The 19,542-nt window shown below is 62.5% G+C and carries 17 protein-coding genes and 1 tRNA gene; 7 read left to right on the top strand and 11 right to left on the bottom strand.

Translation table 11 applies throughout. The features are described 5' to 3' along the window. Nucleotides 1-5 precede the first annotated feature (5 nt). Nucleotides 6-776, bottom strand: a complete 771-nt coding sequence (locus D6201_RS00705; RefSeq protein ID WP_120046963.1) for a TlyA family RNA methyltransferase — start codon at nucleotides 774-776, stop codon at nucleotides 6-8. Nucleotides 777-871: 95 nt separating this feature from the next. On the opposite strand from D6201_RS00705, the gene D6201_RS00700 reads away from it, so the two are divergent. The 3 genes from D6201_RS00700 to D6201_RS00690 all read left to right on the top strand — a co-directional run bounded on the left by D6201_RS00700 (nucleotide 872) and on the right by D6201_RS00690 (nucleotide 3,438). Further along, the gene (locus D6201_RS00700; RefSeq protein ID WP_133303914.1) at nucleotides 872-1,399 is read left to right on the top strand and encodes a hypothetical protein; all 528 of its coding nucleotides are present in this window, start codon (nucleotides 872-874) and stop codon (nucleotides 1,397-1,399) included. Between the two features lie 140 nt (nucleotides 1,400-1,539). Further along, nucleotides 1,540-1,962: a hypothetical protein gene (locus D6201_RS00695; protein WP_120046961.1), complete on the top strand. Its 423-nt coding sequence runs from the start codon at nucleotides 1,540-1,542 to the stop codon at nucleotides 1,960-1,962. 390 nt (nucleotides 1,963-2,352) lie between these two features. Then, complete coding sequence (locus D6201_RS00690; protein ID WP_120046960.1) at nucleotides 2,353-3,438, top strand: branched-chain amino acid aminotransferase; 1,086 nt, start codon at nucleotides 2,353-2,355, stop codon at nucleotides 3,436-3,438. Here D6201_RS00690 and D6201_RS00685 read toward each other — a convergent pair. Together D6201_RS00685 and D6201_RS00680 are read right to left on the bottom strand one after the other, a co-directional pair. Then, nucleotides 3,435-4,448 carry an NADP-dependent oxidoreductase gene (locus D6201_RS00685; RefSeq protein ID WP_120046959.1) on the bottom strand — a complete coding sequence of 338 codons (1,014 nt, stop codon included), beginning with the start codon at nucleotides 4,446-4,448 and terminating at the stop codon, nucleotides 3,435-3,437. The two genes, D6201_RS00690 and D6201_RS00685, sit on opposite strands and share 4 nt — an antisense overlap. Then, nucleotides 4,448-5,464 (bottom strand): DNA topoisomerase IB, encoded by a 1,017-nt coding sequence (locus D6201_RS00680; protein ID WP_120049105.1) that lies wholly within the window; start codon nucleotides 5,462-5,464, stop codon nucleotides 4,448-4,450. The genes D6201_RS00685 and D6201_RS00680 overlap by 1 nt, the downstream gene beginning before the upstream one ends. A 160-nt stretch (nucleotides 5,465-5,624) precedes the next feature. Here D6201_RS00680 and yghU point away from each other — a divergent pair, with 160 nt between their 5' ends. Both yghU and D6201_RS00670 read left to right on the top strand, forming a co-directional pair. After that, nucleotides 5,625-6,470, top strand: a complete 846-nt coding sequence (gene yghU / locus D6201_RS00675) for a glutathione-dependent disulfide-bond oxidoreductase (RefSeq protein ID WP_120046958.1) — start codon at nucleotides 5,625-5,627, stop codon at nucleotides 6,468-6,470. A 46-nt stretch (nucleotides 6,471-6,516) separates the two neighbouring features. Then, nucleotides 6,517-6,591: transfer RNA gene (locus D6201_RS00670), tRNA-Gln, on the top strand. Between the two features lie 6 nt (nucleotides 6,592-6,597). Here D6201_RS00670 and D6201_RS00665 read toward each other — a convergent pair. The 8 genes from D6201_RS00665 to D6201_RS00630 form a co-directional block, all read right to left on the bottom strand. Beyond that, nucleotides 6,598-7,842, bottom strand: a complete 1,245-nt coding sequence (locus tag D6201_RS00665; protein ID WP_120046957.1) for a lipopolysaccharide biosynthesis protein — start codon at nucleotides 7,840-7,842, stop codon at nucleotides 6,598-6,600. A gap of 39 nt (nucleotides 7,843-7,881) precedes the next feature. Further along, nucleotides 7,882-8,556: a retropepsin-like aspartic protease family protein gene (locus D6201_RS00660; RefSeq protein ID WP_120046956.1), complete on the bottom strand. Its 675-nt coding sequence runs from the start codon at nucleotides 8,554-8,556 to the stop codon at nucleotides 7,882-7,884. Nucleotides 8,557-8,599: 43 nt separating this feature from the next. Then, nucleotides 8,600-9,535 carry a DUF5996 family protein gene (locus D6201_RS00655; RefSeq protein WP_120046955.1) on the bottom strand — a complete coding sequence of 312 codons (936 nt, stop codon included), beginning with the start codon at nucleotides 9,533-9,535 and terminating at the stop codon, nucleotides 8,600-8,602. Next, on the bottom strand, nucleotides 9,532-10,518 hold the full coding sequence (egtD, locus tag D6201_RS00650; protein ID WP_120046954.1) for an L-histidine N(alpha)-methyltransferase: 987 nt from the start codon (nucleotides 10,516-10,518) through the stop codon (nucleotides 9,532-9,534). The genes D6201_RS00655 and egtD overlap by 4 nt, the downstream gene beginning before the upstream one ends. Next, entirely contained in the window at nucleotides 10,518-11,777 is a 1,260-nt protein-coding gene (egtB, locus tag D6201_RS00645) for an ergothioneine biosynthesis protein EgtB (protein ID WP_120046953.1), read from the bottom strand. Before egtB ends, egtD begins: the two co-directional genes overlap by 1 nt. Nucleotides 11,778-11,879: 102 nt before the next feature. Continuing rightward, nucleotides 11,880-13,691: a sensor domain-containing diguanylate cyclase gene (locus tag D6201_RS00640; protein ID WP_120046952.1), complete on the bottom strand. Its 1,812-nt coding sequence runs from the start codon at nucleotides 13,689-13,691 to the stop codon at nucleotides 11,880-11,882. A gap of 102 nt (nucleotides 13,692-13,793) precedes the next feature. Further along, nucleotides 13,794-15,179 carry a class II 3-deoxy-7-phosphoheptulonate synthase gene (locus D6201_RS00635; RefSeq protein ID WP_120046951.1) on the bottom strand — a complete coding sequence of 462 codons (1,386 nt, stop codon included), beginning with the start codon at nucleotides 15,177-15,179 and terminating at the stop codon, nucleotides 13,794-13,796. A gap of 112 nt (nucleotides 15,180-15,291) precedes the next feature. Beyond that, nucleotides 15,292-18,201: a M16 family metallopeptidase gene (locus tag D6201_RS00630; RefSeq protein ID WP_120046950.1), complete on the bottom strand. Its 2,910-nt coding sequence runs from the start codon at nucleotides 18,199-18,201 to the stop codon at nucleotides 15,292-15,294. Nucleotides 18,202-18,298: 97 nt separating this feature from the next. Here D6201_RS00630 and D6201_RS00625 point away from each other — a divergent pair, with 97 nt between their 5' ends. Both D6201_RS00625 and D6201_RS00620 read left to right on the top strand, forming a co-directional pair. Continuing rightward, nucleotides 18,299-18,880, top strand: a complete 582-nt coding sequence (locus tag D6201_RS00625; protein WP_120046949.1) for a NifU family protein — start codon at nucleotides 18,299-18,301, stop codon at nucleotides 18,878-18,880. A 64-nt stretch (nucleotides 18,881-18,944) separates the two neighbouring features. Next, on the top strand, nucleotides 18,945-19,538 hold the full coding sequence (locus D6201_RS00620) for a malonic semialdehyde reductase (RefSeq protein ID WP_120046948.1): 594 nt from the start codon (nucleotides 18,945-18,947) through the stop codon (nucleotides 19,536-19,538). The last annotated feature ends 4 nt before the right edge of the window (nucleotides 19,539-19,542 follow it).

Genomic DNA, 19,542 nt, shown 5'->3' with positions numbered 1-19,542 from the left:
GCGGTTCACTCCGCATCGCCACGAATGGCGCAGACGAGAAATTCGACATTGCCCTCGGTGCCGGTGATCGGGCTCTCGGTAAGCCCGGCAATGCGCCAACCCTCACTCTGCAACCATGCCGTCACCTCGTCGCATACGCGGGCATGCAGCGCCGGATCGCGGACGATACCGCCTTTGCCGACCTCGCCCTTCGCCACTTCGAATTGCGGCTTGATAAGCGCCACGAGCCGCGCATCGTCGGCAGCCAATCGCAGCGGCACTTCGAGCACTTTTGCCAGCCCGATAAAGCTTGCGTCGCAGACCACCCAGTCGCACGCGCGGTCGATCTGAGCGGACGTTAGCGCGCGGGCGTTGGTCTGCTCCAGCACCGTGACGCGATCGTCCTGCCGCAATTTCCACGCCAGCTGGTTGGTGCCGACATCGACAGCGAAGACATGCGCTGCGCCATGATGCAGCAACACTTCGGTGAAGCCACCCGTGGAGCTGCCGATATCCATCGCCACCGCCCCTTTTGGGTCGAGCGCGAAATGCTCGATCGCATGGGCGAGTTTGACACCGCCGCGCCCGACCCATGGGTGATCGCGCCCACGCACCTCTATTGCCCAATCGTCAGTAACTTGCTGGCCGGACTTGCCGATCCGCTGCAGCTTGTCCCCCGGGCCGGCGAAGACCAGCCCGGCCATCACCAAGGCCTGCGCGCGGGTGCGGCTTTCCGCCTCCCCGCGCTCGACGAGCAGCTGATCGATCCGTTTGCGCGAAGGCTTGCCCTGGGCCATGGATCCAGCGATAGATCGGCGGAACCGGCAGGGCCAGTCGCTTGTTGGCCGATCGGATGGATATGCAATTACTCGGCAGGGGTTCCTTACCGCTCATGCGAAACACTCTCGCCATTTCAGCGCTTGCTATGGCGCTGGCGGCATGCGGTTCGGAAAGCGAAGAACCCGAACCGCAGCGGGCCGTCGTCGAAGCGCCACAGCCTGTCATGACGAGCGCTCCCACGCCCATAGCAGCGGCGGACGGCACGCCGATCGAGCCGGGCCAGTGGTTCGTCACCGAGGATGCCGAAGGCGCGCGGGCCCTGTTCGGTGCGCCGCGTAGCGACGGCAAAATGATCCTAAGCTGCGCATACGGCGCAAGCCAGGTTCGCTTCGCGCTTGAATCTGATGCCAGCGAGCCGCAGTCCTGGCGTCTCGACGCCGGGGGCGAAGCGGCGCGGATCGACCTGGAGCCATCCGACGGGGAGCTTCCTCAGCTTGAGGCCTATGTCGATCAAGGCCTCGCTATCATCAATGCGCTGGGCGCATCGGGCCAGACATTCGCGCTGACATCGCCCGACGGCCAGCGCCGCCAGTTCCCGACACATCCGGGCATCAGAAGGGTTATTGCCGCATGCACCTAAGCCGAATCCGCCTCTTATCCGCCGCTGCCACAATTTCTGGCGCGCTGGCAGTTGCGGCGTGCATCCCGCCCGCTCCCGAGCCGACACCTGCACCTTCCCCGACCCCTGCCGCTCAACCTCAGCCCGCCGCCGCACCGCCGATGGTCGTGACGCCGACCTACGATAATTGGCAGGACGCGCCCGCCACGCCGGGCAATTGGAACTATGTCGCCGATCCAAGCGAGACGCTGGCAATCTTCGCCGTGGGCCGCGCGGCGGACACGACCGAATTCATCGTGCGCTGCAATCTTGCCGCACGGCGCATCTCACTCGCCCGCGCCGGTATAGCGCAAGGCCAGGTTGAAATGCTCGTCCGAACCGAAACGCAGGATCGCCTCCTGACAGCGAGCCCCACCAGAGGCGCGGCCGATCTTCTGGTCGCGGAGCTATCGCCCAACGACAATCTGCTCGACGCCATCGCCTTTTCCAAGGGCCGCTTCGCCGTCGAAACCGGCGCAACGCTTCCCGTCTATCTGCCCGCCTATCCCGAAATCACGCGGGTGATCGAGGATTGCCGAAGGTGAAACAGAAGCACCGCTCACCCCACCTCTGTGAAAAAGAGAAAATAGGGGCTTGTCTAACGCTCGAACCCGATTCACATATGCCCTCAAGACCCGCGAAGCACGCAGGTCTTGGACCCCGGTGATACGAGCGGTCCTGGCTCTCAAAGCGCGAAAGGAGGTGATCCGATGTCTCATGGTTCAGCAGGGAGGTCGGTGATGACCCATGCGGAGCATATTCGGTAATTTCCAATTCGCCGAGTAAGGCTTCGTGGGCGGTCTAACTGACCGCTGACCATGCGGAGGGCGGTGTCTCGCAAATGCGAGGCCCGCCCTTCTCATTTGTGGGGTCCGCCACCTCTTGCCTCTCCTTTCGCCGCGGCCTAATCGCGCCCCGGAGGAGAGAGCAAAACAATGGCCGAATTCGAGTTCACCCGCCTGCCCCATCCCGCGCCTGTCCCGGGCGCGACACGCGATCAGGCGATCGCCGATCCGGGTTTCGGCACGGTGTTCACCGATCACATGGTGTCGATCGAGTACGACGCCCACAGGGGCTGGCATTCGGCGACGTTAGGCCCGCGCGGACCGATCAAGCTCGATCCTGCCGCTAGTGTGCTTCATTACGCGCAGGAAATCTTCGAAGGGCTGAAAGCCTATCGCCTGGCGGACGGCACGATGGCGTTGTTTCGTCCGCAAGCCAATGCCGCCCGCTTCAACCGCTCCGCCGCGCGCCTCGCCATGCCCGATCTGCCGGAGGACGTCTTCGTCGAGGCGATCCGGCAGGTGGTGCTGGCGGACAAGGATTGGTTTCCCGGCGTCGAGGGCGGTTCGCTCTATATCCGCCCCTTCATGTTCGCGAACGAGCATTTCTTGGGCGTGCGTCCGGCGAAGAAATACAAATTTCTCGTCATCCTCAGCCCCGCCGGCAACTACTTCAAATCGGGCGCGCCCGCCGTCAGCGTGTGGGTCAGCGAATATACCCGCGCAGCGCCGGGCGGTACGGGCGAGGCCAAGTGCGGCGGCAATTATGCTGCCAGCCTTGTGCCCACGGGCGAAGCGTTCGAACGCGGGCACGACCAGGTCGTTTTTCTCGATGCCGCAGAGCGGAAATGGATCGAGGAGCTCGGCGGCATGAACCTTTTCTTCGCCCTCGACGACGGTCGCCTCATTACCCCGCCTTTGCGCGGCACGATCCTGCCCGGCATCACGCGTGATTCCATCCTGACGCTTGCCAGGGAACAGGGCCTCGACGTGCGCGAGGAGATGTATTCGCTCGACCAGTGGCGCGCTGATGCGGAAAGCGGCAAGCTGCTGGAAACTTTCGCTTGCGGAACCGCTGCGGTCGTCACCGCGGTCGGCAAGGTGGCCAGCCGCGACGGCGAATTCACTATCGGTGGCGGGGGGCCTGGGCAGCTGACCAATCGCCTTCGCGAAGAGCTAGTCGGTATCCAGCGCGGCGCGATCGAGGATCGCCACGGCTGGGTGATGAAACTGGACTAACTCTCGCCGCCCATCGTCACGACGATCTTGCCCTTCGCGTGGCCGCGTTCGAGTTCTGCCATCGCGTCGGCGATTTCTGCGAAGGCATAGGTGCTGTCTATCACCGGGCGAAGCTTGCCACATTCGACCATGCGCGCCAGCTCGGCGAGCTCGCTTCCGCCGGGATGCATGAAGAGGTAGCGATAATCGACGCCCGCCAGCCGCGCCTGCATTCGGTATTTCGCGCTGGCGACCCAGAACAGAGCTACGAGCGCGGAGCCGCCATCCATGTCCTGTCTTGCGGTGCGCGGCTCGGGCATTCCGGCGACAGAAACGACGCGACCACCCTTCTTCACGATTTCGAAACAGCGGCTGAGCGTCGTGCCGCCTACAAGGTCGAATGCGCCATCGACCGGTGCGATCTCATCCTCAAACTGGACATTCTCGTAATTGACGACCTCGTCCGCACCGAGGCTCTCGACCAGTTCGCGCCCCCGCGGTGAAGCGGTGGTGATCACGTGCGCGCCAAGCGCCTTCGCGATCTGGATTGCGAACGTGCCGACGCCGCCAGCGCCGCCCGTGATCAGGAGACGGAAGCCCTGTCCCACCTGCAATTCATCGCGGATCGCCTGCAGCGCCGTCAAAGCGGCGAGCGGAATGGCAGCGGCCTCAACGAAATCGAGAGATTCCGGCATGGCGGCGAGATGGTCTTCATCCACCACGGCATATTCCGCAAATGCGCCCAGCGCATCCTTGCCGGTTCGAGCATAGACCTTGTCACCGACGACGAACTTCTTGGCAGCGCTGCCTACCGCTTCCACCGTTCCAGCAAGCTCGTTGCCGGCGGTGGCGGGTAGATCAGGCCGCAGCACCGTGCGCAATTGTCCTTCGCGAATCTTCCAATCGACCGGATTAAGCCCAGCGGCAGCGACTCTGACCAGAACCTCGCCCGCGCCGGGCATAGGTTTCGGCATGTCGCGCAATTCGGTATTCTCAGGTCCACCGTACCCGGTCAGGACGAATGCGCGCATCAGGCGGCCTCCAGCAATTCCTGCGCGCTCGGGGACATGTCAAGCAATTCGAGCAATGCGCGCTCCCACTCATTGGCATGCGGCAAAGCACGCGGCAATTTCAAGCCGGCCCGCCATTCTTCCTGTCGGCCGATCAGCTCGATCACGGCCGGGTGAACGTAGCTCTTGCGGGTCACCGCGGGCGTATTGCCGAGATGGTCGGCTACCTGCTCCAGCACGGCCTTGATCGTCAGCTTCTCTTTCGCCTCGCCCAGAAGACGCAGCGCCATGACGCTGGCATGCCAGGTGCGGAAGTTCTTGGCGCTGAAAGTCTCTCCCATTGCGGTGCGCAGATATTCGTTCACATGGCCGGAATTGACGTCCTGCGGTGTGCCGTCGTCACCGACCCAAGCGAACAATTCCTGCCCGTTCAAGTCCTGCATGCGCTTCACTACGCGGGCGAGCGAGGCATCGGAGAGCTTCACGTCGCGCTCCTTTCCGCCCTTGCCGGTGAAGCGCAAACGCAGCGTTCGGCCGGTGACCTCCGCATGGCGGTGCTGCAATGTCGTCGCGCCGTAACTCTTGTTGTGTTTCGCATATTGCGTGTTGCCCACGCGGATCGCACCCAGGTCCAGGAGCTTGACCAGCGCCGCGACTGCACGATCCCGCCCCAGTTTCGGGGAACGCATGTCCTTGATGACCTTCTCCCGCAGCGCGGGAAGCGCACGCCCGAACTCCGCGCAGCGATCGAATTTCTCGCTTTCGCGCCACACCCGAAATTCGGGATGGTAGCGATATTGCTTGCGCCCACGCGCATCCATGCCGGTGGCAAGGATATGGCCGTTGCAATTCAGGCAAAACCAGGCGTTGCTGTAGGCGGGCGGAAGGGCGATGGCGTTGAGCCGCTCGCGCTCCGTCCTATCGCCGATCAGGCTACCATCGGGCATGTAATAGGCCCACCCCTTCCCCGCACCCTTGCGCGTGATTCCGGGCTGGGTGTCGTCGACATAGATCAGCTGGTGCGGGGCGGAAGCCATGGTGGCTGTCAAACCGCCGACAAGGCATTGGAGTTCCTGCCGGAATGCTCTGCCTACCAAGTTCAGCTTCGCTTTGGGCAAGAAATGCTGGCGGTTGCAGGCGCGCGCGCGTCGCTCCATTTCATGCATCGCACGACCACATTAAAGGAGCACACCGCGCATGGCCGATCCGACCTACACCCCGCCCGAAGTCTGGCAACCGACGGAGAGCGGCGGCAAATTCGCCAACATCAACCGACCCACGGCTGGCGCGCGTTTCGACAAGGAGCTGCCGCAGGGCGAGCACCCCTTCCAGCTTTATTCGCTGGCGACGCCAAACGGGGTCAAGGCGACGGTCATGTTCGAGGAATTGCTCGAGGCGGGCCATGCGGATGCCGAATACGATGCCTGGCTGATCGACATTTCCGAAGGCGACCAATTCTCAAGCGGCTTCACCGCGCTCAATCCCAACGGCAAGATCCCCGCCTTGCTCGATCGCAGCGGCGACACAGAGGTCCGTGTCTTCGAAAGCGGAGCGATCCTGATGCACCTGGCGGAAAAGTTCGGCGCATTCCTGCCGACCGACCACACCCGCGCCGAAGTGCTGAGCTGGCTGTTCTGGCAGATCGGCAGCGCACCTTTCATCGGTGGCGGGTTCGGACATTTCTACGCCTATGCTCCGGAGAAGTATGAGTATCCCATCAACCGCTATGCGATGGAAACCAGGCGGTTGTTCGATGTCGCGGACAAGCGGCTTGCCGAAACGCGCTATCTCGGCGGCGAGGACTATACCATCGCCGACATTGCCACACTCCCTTGGTTCGCGCCCTTCGTGACCGGCGATATCTATGGCGACGCGCAGAAATTCCTCTCGATCCATCAATACAAAAACGTCGCGCGCTGGGCACAAGAACTGCTTGAACGCCCGGCAGTGAAACGTGGTCGGATGGTCAATCGCACATGGGGCGAGGAGGACGCGCAGCTTCGCGAAAGGCATTCAACCAGCGACTTCGACGGCAAGCTCTAGTGCTCTTGCGCCGTCGGCACGGGCCGCTATATCGGCCCGCACCTGCTGGGGTGTAGCCAAGTGGTAAGGCAGCGGTTTTTGGTATCGCCATTCGCAGGTTCGATCCCTGCCACCCCAGCCACTTCTTTCAGTTCTTACGTACCGCGCGGTTTGCGAGTACGAAGCCGGTAACGCTGAGCGCGCTTGCAATCAGCACAGCCATCGCCGCCCCTGCGGCGCCGAAGTTACCCACCAGCCAAGGCAGCGCGAGCAGCGCCGCCGCAGTAGGCGCCGCGCGCAGCGCGAAATTCAAGATGGCCTTGCCGCGCGCGACCAGTAACGCCTCAAGGCTCGCCCCGGCCAGTTCCAGCGCGGCGGCAGCGCTCAGCAGGATCATGGGCCAGTAGGCGGCAAGAAATGCGCTGCCTGCTATGGCTAAGATCACCCACTCGCCCGCCAGCATGGCAAGCATCACGACGGCAATGCCGGTGAAGATGGCGATGCGGGTGATACGCCCCGCCAATTCGCGCGCCTTGTCGGGCTGGCGCACCAGTTCTGGATATACGGAGCGAAGCAAAGCCTGTGCGAGCTTGAGCAGTCCTTCGCCGAGCTGAGCCGCCACGCGGTATATCCCCGCCAGCGCCGCTCCGCCCAGCACACCGACCAGCAGCACCATCAATTGGCGGCTGGCTATCGTCAGCATGGCGGTGAGACTGGTGCCCGCGACGAAACTCCACGCGGTCTCGCCGTCTCTGGACTGTTCCCGCGGAAGACGCGTCAGGCTGAAGCGGCGCCAGTGGATCGGCTCGGTCCGCGCAGCGAGCCACCAGTAAATTGCCGCTGTTGCGACTTCGGCGGTGCCCCAAACAATCAGGAAGCTCTGAATGCTCGGCTTTACGAATACCACGATGACCGCGCCCACGACGCGGATGATCGATGTCGTGGCATCGGCGATGGCGGCCCTGTCATAACGATCGTGCAGGCGCAACAGGCCTGTTGGCGTGGAGCGGATCGAAACGAGCGATGCGAGAGTAAACAGGTATGTCGGCACCACCATCTTGTCCGGCAGCAGCAGCACGCCGTGGAAATTAAACAGCACTAGCGCAGCCAAGATTGCGCCGACCACAATCGTCAGGCTGTCCAGCGCCAGCGCAAAGCCTGTCGCCGTCTTCCGGTCGTCGCTGTCCTGGCCCCAGCGAATGATGGCCTGCCAGGTCTGGAAGCTGCAGAAACCAACCACCAGCTGGGCGAAGGTGAAAGCGATGACGAATATGCCGAAACGTTCCGGCCCCAGCTCTCGGGTTGCGATGGCGAGGTAGACGAGGCTGAGGACCGCATTGATACCGCGGGCGCCCATCAGCCAACCGGTATTGGTGAGAGCGCGGCGGATCATGTTTTCGCCCTGCCCCAGCGCGTAATCAAAGGCCAGAGCCTAGCGTGCGCTTTCCAGTGCGGGCTGCGGATTGTTCGGAGTAAGAATGAGTTCGCCCTGCTCGATCCGCACCGAAGCGAGGCGATTTAGCAAGTTCATGCCGATGACATTCGTTTCGCCAAGTCCCGGTGCAATCACCGCATCGAGACCGCGCGCCGCGACATTTCCGAAACGCATTTCATCGATATTGGTCATGTAAGCCGCAACCGTGCCGTTGGCGGTGTTGAGGCGGATCGGCAGGCCGCCATCGCGCTCTTTGAGGCCCGCGGCATCGGCCGTAGACTGTGAAACGGCAGTCAAAGTCGCGCCGGTATCCACAAGGAATGCGGCGCGGTGGCCATTGATCTCCGCCTCCAACCAATAATGGCCGTCGACATGCCTCGGAATGCGCGTCTCCGCCCCCTCGACAATCTGCTCTGGCAAACCGATTTCGGGCACCGCGAGCGAAAAGCGCGGATCCATGCGCGACAACTGCAAAACGACCAGCAGCAATACGCCAACAAGGCAAAGAGTACTGCCCAAGCGCAATATCCGCCCAAGCGCTGGCACGCGGGTCATCAGCGCCGATCCGATCACGCCAGCGATCATCGCGCCGACGGCGGCCAGCAGCAGCCCCGATTTCGGCAATTCGCGCACCGAGTGAGCGAGCTGGTCGAAGACGGGCGCGAAGTCCATGCGGGCTATATAGGGCGGGATTGCACGGTTTGCGACCTGCCCATCAGACCGTCTGCGCCGGACTGCCGTAGCTGGGCTGCCTTACGGCGCAATCGGTTGGCCAATCGAGCCGCTCAGCAGCCGCATCGTATGTCGATTGCAGGAAGGCCATCAGCGCAGCGTCGGGATCGTTCGAAGCTGCCACATCGGCGTAGGTGATGACGAATTCGCCGAGATCGGCGTGCCAATAGGCGCTCTCGGGAGAGGCAGCCGCGTCGCCCAATTCATCCGGCGATGGATAAGCGTATGCATAGAATGCGGCCTCATCCACGCCGCCGCCACCGGGCCAGAAGCCTGCGCTGATCACTTCGTGACTATACGCCTCGCGTGTCACGTGGTCCGGCAGATTGGGAAATCCGCCTGGATGCGGCGGAGCGCGCCGTCCCGAAAAGCGCGTCACGGCTAAGTCGAAGCTTCCCCAGAACATATGGCTGGGAGACGATTTGCCGAGATACAGACTGCGAAACGCGTTGAAGACCCGGTCTGCCGCCGCGAAGGCACCATGCAGACGGAGCGCGGCATCGGCGTCCCAAGGCCGCGCGGTATCGTCTCTGGCGAAGAGCACGGCGTCGATTACCTCGTTCGGTCCACCGTGCAGTGGCGCGGGCAGGCTCGCGTCCTCGAGCGTCTTGCGGAGATCCGATTGCAATACGGCGATCGTCTTGCCGACGAAGCCGACCTGCCAAGCGCCGCCATTGTCGCAGGCGATCCGAAGGCAGCCGTCGCGCATGTCTATCTCGACCGTGAAACTCCGACCGTCGCCTGCTGGCATGGATCGCGTAACGAAGCCGCGCGGACTCACCCGCAACGCGACGTGCCAGCCGTGATTGACCCATGGGTGCAAGCGGGTGGGCAGTTTGCCGACCAGCTGCGATACCATGTGACAGCTCTCGATTGTCGGCCTGTCGGCGGTGTAATCGAGATGCGGCCAGGCTGTCATGGTGCGCTGCGGGCAACGGTCGCTTCGGCCAGCAGGATCGAGAAGCGCTCCTGGCTGTCGGTCCAGCGTTCAAGCGGCGTCCAGTGCCCGGCGAGCAGCAGCGTGTTGGCGCTGCGCTTACCGAATTTGTGGCTGTTTTCCGTGTGTATGCTCTCACCGTCGCGGATCGAGAAGTCGCGCCCCGAAATTGTGAAGTTCACGTCCCGCTCTGCCACCAGATGCATCTCGATACGCGCGAACATATCGTTCCAGCGCGCTTCGTGGCGGAAAGCGTCTTCCGGGATATTTGCGCCGAGCTCCCGGTTGATGCGCGTGAGCAGATTGAGATTGAATGCCGCCGTCACGCCTTCGGCATCGTCATAGGCGGCTTCCAGCATCTTGCGGCCCTTGATCAGATCCATGCCGATGAGCAGCGACGCGCCGTCGCCCAATATTTCTCGCATATTGCGAAGCAGGTCGACCGCCGTTCGCGGCACCATGTTGCCGATCGTGGAACCAGGGAAAAAACCGAGCTTGGGCATGTCCGCCACCTGATTCGGCAGTTGCACAGGCTTGGTAAAGTCGGCTTCCACCGGATGAACCGGCAGTTCCGGAAACTTCTGCGCCAAATCGGCGGCGGCGGCCCGAAGGAATTCGCCCGAGATATCGAGCGGCACGTAAGCGCCGGGCTCGATTGCAGAAAGCAGCAGCGGAGTTTTCACCGAGGAACCAGAGCCGAATTCCACCACCGCGCGGCTCGGTCCGATAAGCTTCGCAAAGTCTTGCCCTTGCTCGCGCAGGATCTCGGTCTCGGCGCGGGTCGGATAATACTCCTCGACCTGGGTGATGTCCTCGAACAGCTGCGAGCCACGTTCATCGTAGAACCAGCGCGCCGGAATCGCCTTCTGCTCCTCAGACAATCCGGCGATAACATCGGCCCTGAAAGCACGGTCTACACCATCCTCGTCTAGATCGACGAGACGGATACCTTCGGCTTCGGTCATCAATTGTCCTTTGCGAGCCGCAAGCCGGTGAACTGCCAGCGCTGTTGCGGATAGAAGAAATTCCGGTAACTCGCGCGCGAATGCCCGCGCACGGTGGCACAGCTTGCGCCCTTGAGCACCCATTGCCCGGCCATGAACTTGCCGTTGTATTCGCCAACTGCTCCCGGTGCGGGCGCGAAACGCGGATAGGGCAGATAGGCCGAGCGAGTAAACTGCCAGACATCGCCGAACAGCTCGCCCGTGCCCGTGGGCGCTGGCGGCGCAGCCTCGTCCAGTTGGTTCCCCGCGTTCGCGTCGAAGCGCGGGCTCTCCTCGGGCGCGTCCTGTCCGCGGGCAATCGCTTCCCATTCGAATTCGGTAGGCAACCGGTGCCCCGCCCATGTAGCGAAAGCATCCGCCTCGTAATAGGAGATGTGACTGACAGGCGCGTCGGCATCACGCTCGCGCCAGCCCGTGTGCGTGAAATGCTCTTCCTCGCGCCAATAGAGCGGGCGAGAGATATTGCAGCGGGATAGCCAGGCCCATGCGTCGGACAACCAGAGGCGATGATCCGAATAGCCGCCATCGGCGATGAATTCTCCCCACTCGCCATTCGTCACCAAACGCCGGGAAAGTGCGAACGGTTCGAGCAGCACGCGATGCGCCGGACCTTCATTGTCGAAGGCGAAACCGACCGATTGCTGGCCCACGCGGGCGATTCCACCGGGATGATCGATCCAGCCCCTCTGCTGGCCGGACGAGGCGCGCTGCGCGTCCTGCCACATCGCCGGTCCGATTGGGTTCTTGCTAAAAGCGTGCTTTATGTCGGTCAGCAACAATTCGATATGCTGCTGTTCGTGAGCGATGCCGAGCGCAATCAGATCGCCATGCGCGGGATCGTCCAGCAACCGTGCCATCGCTTCATCGACGTGAGCGCGCCAGTCCATGACCTCAGCCATGGTGGGCCTCGTTATCAACCCCCTTCGTCCGCGCAGGATGCGATCACCCTCGGCCTCGTAATAGGAGTTGAAAAGGAACGGAAATTGCTCGTCGAACAGCGCGTAGTCGGGAGCATGATCGCGCAGCAGGAAGGTTTCCCAAAACCACGTCGTATGGGCCGCATGCCACTTGGCGGGCGACGCATCTTCCATCGACTGGATCGTGGCGTCGGCCTCGCTTAGCGGCTCGATCAGCGCCGCCGTGAGCGCGCGTGTGGCACGATAGCGGTCGGCAATCGAGCCTGTTTCTTGCGATACCGGGCGGGGATGGGCGTGGGGCAAAGCCCTCTCCTATAGGCGATTACGATCCGTCGCACATCAGCATGGCAAATGGCGCGCGCGAATGTAACCCCCTGCGAACTCGGGACGTTCCGACCATGATGCTCAGGCAGCGCGGCGAACCTGATTGCGCCCATGCTCCTTCGCTTCATACAGCGCGGCATCGGCGCGCGCGAGGAGTTGATCACCTGTGTCGCCGCACTGAAATTGCGCCAGCCCGATGCTGATCGTGACATTGGGCAGCGTAGAGCCCTCGAGCCCGCTTTCCACTGCACCGCGCAGTCGTTCCGCAAGGCGTCTCGCCGCCGGGCCACCGACACCCGGCAGGAGCCAGACGAATTCTTCGCCGCCAATCCGTCCGACGACGTCGCCGTGCCGCGCTTGCCTGCGAGCGAGTTCCGCCACCTGCACGATCACCTCGTCACCGGTCTGGTGACCATACGTGTCGTTGATGGTCTTGAAGTGGTCGATGTCGAACATCAGCGCTGTGAGCGGCGTGCTACGCTGTCCAGCGAGATCAACCATCGTCTTCAGCCGCGCAAAGGTGCAGCGGCGGTTGGGGAGACTGGTGAGCGGGTCGGTATTGGCAAGCTTCTGCGCTTCCGCTGCCAGCTTCACGGCACGGCCTCGGGCAAGATCAAGCGCCTGTTCGCGCTGCACCTGATCGGTGACGTCCATCGCAACGCCGAAAAGCGCCACCCTGCGCCCTTCGATATCGAATTCATTCAGGACAGAGATGCGCAGGATTTTCTCCGCATTGCCGGCCAGCCTGAATTGGTAATCGAAGGAATAGGTCTCCCGCGCCTCTCGATTAGCGGTAATCTCGCTGAAAAGCGGGCGCGCGCGATCCGGGAGGAGGTCGCGCACATCGCCCGGATCGGGAGCAAGATCGGGCGAAAGCCCGCACAGTTCCAGCATGCGCGGCGTCCAGTTCTGTTGGCCAGTAACCATGTCGAAGCGCCATCGCCCGATCCCGGCGAGCTCCTCCGCAAGATCCAGCAGCATCAAATTTTCGTGCATGCCCGCATTGCGGCCAATCAGCTGCAACTGCAGTTCTTCCCGCTTCATCAGCATCGCCGCGACTGGAAGCGTGGTCGCCATCATTAGCAGCATCCAGCTTTGTACGGCCAGCGTGGCATCGCGAACGGACAGATCCGCACCGGGCGCAGGGCTGTTTCCGCCGGTGCTTAGAAACGTTGACATGGCACCGAAGGCGAGCACGCAAAGTGCTGAGGACGTATGGCCGAAGCGAAAGGTAATGAAGACGGCGGCGGTAACTACTGCCGGGGCAAGAGCGACAGTGCCAGCCACAAGCACCGCCGTGCCAAGCACTGCCAGGCACAACACGGCAAGGATTGTCGGCAGAATGCGATCATAGTCGGCCTCATCGCTCTCCTGCAGCAGACGACGGGCCCGCAGGATTAGGGGTGTTGCGACCAGAATGCCGATCACATTGGCGGAAAACCACCAGAAGAATTCCGACAATGTCTGATCTGCCCGGATCGGCAGCGCCAGCGCCGCACCGATGAGCGCAGCCGTCACGGCGGCCCCAAATATACCAAGAACTGCCGCAAAGCGCGCAGGTGCACGGTGCTGTCCGCCGAGGGCACGCAGGCCCAACCCAGCAGCTATTATCGCCTGCACAATCGCGATTATCGAATACGAGAGCGCGTCGCTCCAGCGGGATCCGAACACCAGCGATAGGAAGATTTGGGCGGCGAGCATGGTCAGAATGAGTATCCACCACCGCTTTACCGGAACGACGGTGAATGCCGCCGCCGCCACGCCCGATGGCAGCCACAATAGCACCGCGGCCTCGCCATAGGCGCGCAGGGCCATGCTGGCTGCCGCAACCACGATCCAGGCGAGCGCGAAAAGCACCGGCTCCTGGCAGTGGCGGCGAATATCGTGCAGCAAAATGGTCCCCCCGGTGTGGTGTCCGCGGGTTTAGGGCGATTGCTGTAAGAGCCGCTCTAGAGCCGCTTAGGGACAATGCCCTAAGTCGGCAATCACGAATGTTCAGGCTGCCGCGCGATTGCTCTCGCCAAGCTCCATGTTGAGCATTTCGGCAAGGAGGAAGGCAAGCTCCAGTGACTGCGCCGCGTTGAGACGTGGATCGCAATGCGTACGATAGCGGTCGTTCAAGCCCTCATCCGTGATTGCCGCCGCGCCGCCAGTGCATTCAGTCACGTCCTGTCCGGTCATTTCGAGATGGATGCCACCAGCATGGCTGCCTTCGGCGCGATGTACCGCAAAGAAACCGCGCACTTCGGCAAGGATGCGCTCGAACGGACGCGTCTTGAAGCCGCTTTCGCTCTTGACGACATTTCCGTGCATTGGATCGCAGCTCCACACCACCGGCTGGCCCTCGCGCTGGATGGCGCGCACGAGCGGCGGCAGGCCTGCTTCCACCTTGTCGTGCCCGAACCGGCTGATAAGCGTGATCCGCCCAGGCTCTCGTACAGGATTAAGCGTGTCGAGCAGCCCAAGCAGAACATCGGGATCGAGGCTCGGCCCGCATTTGATCCCGATAGGGTTCTTCACCCCGCGCAGAAATTCGACGTGCGCGCTGCCTTCGAAGCGGGTGCGATCGCCAATCCAGAGAAAATGCGCGGAGGTGTCGTACCAGTCGCCGGTGATCGAATCCTGCCGCGTCATCGCCTGCTCGTAAGGCAGCAGCAGGGCTTCGTGACTGGTGTAGAAACTGGTGCCCTTCAAATGCGGATCGTCCTCAATATCGACACCGCAAGCCTCCATAAAATCGAGCGCTTCGCCGATGCGGTCAGCGATCGCCTGATACTTGTCCGCCCACGGACTGCGGCCCATGAAATCGAGAGTCCAGCGATGCACCTCGCGCAAATTGGCATAGCCGCCGCTGGCGAAGGCCCGCAGCAGGTTCAGCGTCGCGGCGCTTTGGCTGTAGGCGCGAACCATGCGCTCGGGATCGTTGTATCGGCTTTCGTGAGAGAACTCGATGCCGTTCACATTGTCGCCGAAATAACTCGGCAAGGTGACGCCGTCCTTCGTCTCAGTATCGGCGCTGCGCGGCTTGGCGAATTGCCCCGCCATGCGGCCGACCTTCACCACCGGCAGCTTGCTGGCGAAGGTGAGGACTGCGGCCATCTGCAAGATGACGCGAAACGTGTCGCGGATGTTGTTCGGGCTGAACTCGGCGAAGCTTTCCGCGCAATCGCCACCTTGCAGCAGGAAAGCTTTGCCTCTCGCCACGTCGGCTAGATCGCCCCTCAAGCGCCGCGCTTCTCCGGCGAAGACAAGCGGCGGAAATCCGGAAAGCGTTTCGGTCGCTGCGGTAAGCGCTTCTGCGTCCTCATAGGTAGGCAGGTGCTTCGCGGTAAAGCGATCCTGCTGCCAGCCTGCCGGTGTCCAATCCTGTGCCACGTCCATAATCCATCGCCTGCCCGCCCCGCCGGGCGCGTTGTCGAAACCTTCGATGCGGGGTGATCGGCGGTTACTACCTACGCCGGGCACCCCACGCAAAGGTTACTTGCGAAACGGATCAGCGCCCCGCGTCGCGGCTCTCAGCAGGCACGATCTGCAATTGCCATCCCGGCGAGGACAGATAACGCTGCGCCAAAGCCTGCATTTCCGCCACTGTCGCCTCGTCGTAATCGGCGTAGATGCTGGGCAAATAGGCGAGACGATTGGCATCGAAGGCGGCGCCTTCCAACTGGTTGAGCCAGAAAGTGTGGCCGGTCTGAGCGCGCATCAGGAACTGGCGCGCGGGTTCGACCACGCGCTCGAGCTCGTCGGGCGTGGGGCCATTCGTGGCGAGATCCTGTGCGATTTCTTCCGCCTCCTCGAAAAAGGCAGGCAGCAGTGACGGCTCGATCTGCACGAGACCAAAAAGCACACCGCCGCTGTTCACGTCGAGGGGCCAGCTGGAGGTCACGAACGGCGAATAAGCCGCACCGGCACGCTCGCGCAGCCCATCGAGCAAGCGGTTCGAAAAGATTTGCGAGAGCAGGTCGAGCTTGCGCCGCTGCACGATGCCTTCCGAACCGCCGCCAAGCTGCCATGCAACCACGGCTGCGGCCTGATCCGCGTCGCCAAGATGAGTGAGCGTCTGCGGACTGTCGGTGATTTCGGGAAAGCCGATTGGCTGCGCTCGAATGGCGGCAGGCACGGGCTCGCGCGTTTCCAGCGCGCCAAAAGTGCGGCCCAGCGCCGCAATGGTGGCATCGGGATCGATATCGCCGAAAACGGCAACCTCGATATCGCCTTGCGAGAGCAGTCGCTCCCACACTTCGCGGAAACGTTCCGGCGTTGCCGTGCGCATTTCCTCGGGCGATGGCGTAGCGTAGCGCGGATCGTCGCCGCGCAGAAGGTAATCGAGATCGCGATTGAGCACACCGCTCGGATCGCGGTTATAGCTGTCATAGGCGATTAGGGCAGAAGCGCGGGCGCGCTCCACCGGATTCGGATCCCAGCTTGGCATGGCGAGCTTTGCCGCGAACAGATAGAGTTGTTCCTCCAGGTCTTCCTGCCGGGTCAGCCCTTCGAATTCAAACACACCATCCTCGATACTGAAATCAAAGCTGAGTTTGCGGTCCGCAGCGATGCGATCGAGATCGTTCTGCATCAGCGGGCCGATGCCCGAATTGACGAGGGCCATCGGACCGAGTTCGGCGTAGACAGCCTCGTCCTCGCCAATGGCTTGCCAGCCTCCGCCAAAACGTACTCGCACGGTGACCCGTCCAGGTTCATTATTGCGATCCATCAGCAGCGCGCGGACGCCATTTGGAAAGACCACCTGTTCGAGGTCGAGCACGCCGAGCTGATCGCGAGAGATCGGGCTGGCGGGTTCACCCACGGGCGGAAGGTCCGCAAAGTCGATGGCTTCGGCATCGTCGCGGGCGATTCCGTTAGCGGCCACTGGAGTGGCCAGTGTGGTGCGCAGTTCTGCCGCAGTCGCTTCGCCTGGCTCGGGCGTCAGCATGATCGCGCGGATAACGTCGCCTTCGAACAGTTCCTGCGTCGCGGTGAGCACGTCGTCCGGCGTGAAACGCGGCGCGACGGAGCGGAACACCTGCAGAAAGGTTTCGGGGCTGGCGACAGCTTCCCTGATGTCGACCGCACCGACGATCTGATCAGCGAGATCGCTTCCGGCCTGAATGCGCGATTGTTCAACCATGTCGACAAAGGCCACATCGAACTGTGCGACGGCCTGATCAATTTCGGACTGCGCCGGCGGCTGCGACAGCGCATCGGCGATGACGCTGCGCACATCGTCCAATGCTGCTTCCCAGTCATCGGTCAGCGGCGCAAGCGATACGAAAGTCCCGTCGGCCGAACGACTGATCTTGTCGCGCCCGATACCGGCGAAAAGGAAGGAACCCCCGGCACGCGCACGGTTCTCGAGACGACGATTGACGACCGCTGCGGCCACCTGACCCAGCAGGTTGCGGCGATTGTATTCGATATTGTCGACGACCTCGACCCACGGGCGAAGCACGGCATAGGTCAAACCGCGCGGCTGGCCGGGTTCGACGATCACATCGACTTCACCCACCGGGTTTTCCGGATTGGCGCCCGCGGGCGCGACGGGATCGCCGAAATCCGGTGCCGGGACAAAGGGGCCCTCGCCTTCCCAATCTGCAAAATGTCGCTCGACCGTCGCCGCGAGGACACGCGGGTCGGCATCGCCAACCAGCACCACGACGGCATTCTCGGGTCGATACCAGCGCGCGTGGAAGGCCTCGACCGCTTCCGCCGTTGCGCCCTGCAAAGTCTCGACCGTGCCGATCGGGCTGCGCTCTGCAAGGCGTTGTCCGGCGAAGAACGTACCCGTCGTCGCCTCGGCCACGCGGCGCTGTGCGCCCGCCTGCTCGCGCCGCTCAGACAGCACGATCGGAACATCCTGGGCGAGATTTTCCGGCGAAAGTACAGGCGCGGTGACCATTCCCGCAAACCGTCGGACGCTATCATCCAGCGTCTGGCGATTGGCGTTGGGCAGATTGAGGTTGTAGGTCGTTGCCGTCGGGCTGGTGGAGGCGTTGGTGTCGAAGCCGAAGCTCGCACCTAGCCGCTGGAAATGCGGGATTGCCTCACCCGGGCCGAAAGTGGCGCTTTCGCGGAACACCATGTGCTCCAGCAGGTGGGCGAAGCCGCGCTCATCGTCTTCCTCGTGCAGAGAGCCGGCATCGATGCGAACCCGAAGTGAAATCTGGCAGGGCGGCACATCGTTCTGACGCACGGCGTAGCGAACGCCATTCGGCATCTCGCCGAACAGCCACTGTTCATCGACCGGGATATCCGTACCGCGATAGATCCAGGGATCGTCCGGACGGGCATACGCCGGCTGGTCGGCCTGCGTAGCCTGGATGACGCAATCCTGCGCCAGCGCGGGAAGCGGAGCGAGGAGTGCGAAGGAAACGAGGGCGATCGGCGCGCGGTGGAGAAGGTGCATGGGGACTCAACTGTCGGGAAAGGAATGAAGGTCCGGTGAATGTTTACCACGAAAACCTGCATTGCCCATGCGCGGCGCGCTCCCTACATCGCAAGGCATGTTCATAGAGACCGAAACCACGCCGAACCCCGCAACGCTTAAATTCGTGCCTGGGCGGCAGGTGATGCCGTCCGGCACACGCGATTTCGCCACGCCTGAGGAGGCCGAAGTGAGCCCGCTGGCGCAGGCCCTGTTCGATACGGGCGAAGTCACCGGCGTGTTTTTCGGCCACGACTTCGTTTCCGTTACCGCCGCACCGGGCGTTGCCTGGCCGGACTTGAAACCGCAAATCGTCGCGGTCCTGCTCGATCATTTCGTTTCCGAAGCACCGCTTTTCGCAGGCGGCGATGCGAGCGGAATTTTCGTCCCGCTGGAGGCCGAAGAAGAGCATCTTGGCGATGACGAGGGCACGGAAGACGTGGTTGCCCAGATCAACGAATTACTGGAAACCCGCGTGCGCCCGGCTGTCGCCAGCGATGGCGGCGACATTCGCTATCGCGGCTTTCGCGACGGAGTCGTCTTTCTCCAGATGCAGGGCGCATGCTCGGGCTGCCCCAGCTCGACCGCCACACTGAAGCACGGGATCGAAGGTTTGCTGAAGCACTACGTGCCCGAAGTGAAAGAAGTGCGCGCGGCCTGACTTGTGAACAAATGCCCTTCCGCTGCGTAGTGGCGATAAACTATCTTCCTGCAACGGAGCAGCAATGACCGACACACTTTCCGATGACGCCCTCGATCTGATTTTTCGCGAGGCGCGCAGCTACAATGGCTGGCACGACAAGCCCGTAACCGAAAAGCAGATCCACCAGATCTACGAGCTCGTGAAGATGGGCCCTACATCGGCCAACCAGCAGCCCGGTCGCTTCATCTGGTGCACATCCGACGATGCCAAGAAGCGCCTCTCCGAATGCGTGAGCGACGGCAATACCGACAAGGTGCTTACTGCGCCGGCCGTCGTCATTATAGGCTACGATCTCGATTTTCACGAAAACTTGCCTTGGCTCTTTCCGCACACCGACGCGAAGAGCTGGTTCGAGGGCGACGAGGAAGGCCGCAAGGAAAGCGCGTTCCGCAATTCCGCATTGCAAGGTGCCTATCTGATGATCGCCGCTCGGGCACTCGGCCTAGATTGCGGGCCGATGTCGGGCTTCGATCAGGACAAGACGACGAAGGAATTCTTTGCCGATCAGCCGCGCTACCGCGCCGACTGGCTATGTGCGGTCGGCTATGGCGATCGCACCACCATTTTCGATCGCAGCCCGCGTCCTGAATTCGACCTCTTCAACAAAGTCATCTGACGCG

The organism is Aurantiacibacter aquimixticola, from assembly GCF_003605475.1.
In the GTDB taxonomy this organism is placed as follows: domain Bacteria; phylum Pseudomonadota; class Alphaproteobacteria; order Sphingomonadales; family Sphingomonadaceae; genus Alteraurantiacibacter; species Alteraurantiacibacter aquimixticola_B.
This window is presented reverse-complemented; position numbering and strand designations above follow the sequence as displayed.

Bases quoted from the DNA above. Each gene is read 5' to 3' on its own strand.
- egtD (WP_120046954.1), bottom strand. From the start codon at position 10,518: ATGACCGAAGCCGAAGGTATCCGTCTCGTCGATCTAGACGAGGATGGT.
- D6201_RS00625 (WP_120046949.1), top strand. From the start codon at position 18,299: ATGTTCATAGAGACCGAAACCACGCCGAACCCCGCAACGCTTAAATTC.
- D6201_RS00700 (WP_133303914.1), top strand. From the start codon at position 872: ATGCGAAACACTCTCGCCATTTCAGCGCTTGCTATGGCGCTGGCGGCA.
- D6201_RS00630 (WP_120046950.1), bottom strand. From the start codon at position 18,201: ATGCACCTTCTCCACCGCGCGCCGATCGCCCTCGTTTCCTTCGCACTC.
- D6201_RS00680 (WP_120049105.1), bottom strand. From the start codon at position 5,464: ATGGCTTCCGCCCCGCACCAGCTGATCTATGTCGACGACACCCAGCCC.
- D6201_RS00690 (WP_120046960.1), top strand. From the start codon at position 2,353: ATGGCCGAATTCGAGTTCACCCGCCTGCCCCATCCCGCGCCTGTCCCG.
- D6201_RS00620 (WP_120046948.1), top strand. From the start codon at position 18,945: ATGACCGACACACTTTCCGATGACGCCCTCGATCTGATTTTTCGCGAG.
- D6201_RS00705 (WP_120046963.1), bottom strand. From the start codon at position 776: ATGGCCCAGGGCAAGCCTTCGCGCAAACGGATCGATCAGCTGCTCGTC.
- D6201_RS00660 (WP_120046956.1), bottom strand. From the start codon at position 8,556: ATGGACTTCGCGCCCGTCTTCGACCAGCTCGCTCACTCGGTGCGCGAA.
- D6201_RS00685 (WP_120046959.1), bottom strand. From the start codon at position 4,448: ATGCGCGCATTCGTCCTGACCGGGTACGGTGGACCTGAGAATACCGAA.
- D6201_RS00665 (WP_120046957.1), bottom strand. From the start codon at position 7,842: ATGATCCGCCGCGCTCTCACCAATACCGGTTGGCTGATGGGCGCCCGC.
- D6201_RS00635 (WP_120046951.1), bottom strand. From the start codon at position 15,179: ATGGACGTGGCACAGGATTGGACACCGGCAGGCTGGCAGCAGGATCGC.
- D6201_RS00695 (WP_120046961.1), top strand. From the start codon at position 1,540: ATGGTCGTGACGCCGACCTACGATAATTGGCAGGACGCGCCCGCCACG.
- D6201_RS00655 (WP_120046955.1), bottom strand. From the start codon at position 9,535: ATGACAGCCTGGCCGCATCTCGATTACACCGCCGACAGGCCGACAATC.
- yghU (WP_120046958.1), top strand. From the start codon at position 5,625: ATGGCCGATCCGACCTACACCCCGCCCGAAGTCTGGCAACCGACGGAG.